Below are 968 nucleotides of genomic sequence, written 5' to 3'. Positions count from 1 at the left end.
TTGTGTTTTCGAAATGTCAGTAAGATGTGTGATCGCCGGCCGGGGCATGCCCCGGCCGGCGATCCGTCCGGAAGACCGCTCCGTGGAAAGGTAGATCATACACCGTAGCCAAGCATGGTTCTCCGGTCGGCCCCTTCATTGACCCGAACAGTTGCTTGGGGTTGCAGCCCCGTACGTGCAAGGCAGGGAGTATGAAGATGGCACAACAGGACTCTATCATCGCCCTGGACGTCAGCAAGGCCCGTCTGGACGGGTTGGATGCCGAGACAGGAGAGGCTTTCCAAGTCGAGAATGCCGAGGCTGGTTACAGTCTCCTTCGGCGACGGTGTGGCAAGCGCGCCGTGCAGGTCGTCCTGGAAGCCAGTGGTGGCTATGAGCGGCCGGTCATGGAGGCTTTATCGAAAGCCGGCATTCCCGTCCGCCTCGTCGATCCTCGCAAGGTCCGGCATTTTGCCAGGGCGCATGGACGCTGGGCCAAGAATGACCGGCTGGATGCCCGGATGATCGCCGCCTATGCCCAGGCGATCCCCGGAGCCGCCTACCAACCCGATCCGGAACGGGAGGTCCTGGCGGAACTGGCCACCTACCGGCGCCAGTTGCTCGACGAGCAGACCATGGTCAGGAACCAGGCCCAGACCCTGGCGGATCCGGAACTGCGCCGCTTGGCCAAGCGGCGCCTGGATGCCATCGCCCTGCTGATCCTGCGCCTCGACAAGCGCATTGCCGAGCAGATCGCGGCATCCAAAACCTTGAAGGTCAACGACAACCTGCTCCAGTCCATTCCTGCTGTCGGGCCGGTGCTGGCGGCCACCCTGCTGGCCCATATGCCGGAGTTGGGCACACTGACACGACATCAGGTCGCCGCCCTGGCCGGCGTTGCCCCGATGGATAACCAGAGCGGCAAACGCGATGGCCCGCGCAGCATCTACGGTGGAAGGCCCGTTGTCCGAACCGTCCTTTACATGGCT

Annotated in this window: 1 protein-coding gene; it reads left to right on the top strand. The window is 63.3% G+C overall.

Annotated elements, in window-relative coordinates; translation table 11 throughout:
* Positions 1–197 precede the first annotated feature (197 nt).
* A partial coding sequence (locus ACM9LZ_RS25880; RefSeq protein ID WP_416622378.1) for an IS110 family RNA-guided transposase occupies positions 198–968 on the top strand: 771 nt, incomplete at its 3' end.

The organism is Niveispirillum fermenti, assembly GCF_048066175.1.
GTDB classification, from domain to species: domain Bacteria; phylum Pseudomonadota; class Alphaproteobacteria; order Azospirillales; family Azospirillaceae; genus Niveispirillum; species Niveispirillum fermenti.
Note: the sequence above shows the minus strand (reverse complement) of the source record. Positions and strands in the feature narration are given on the sequence as shown.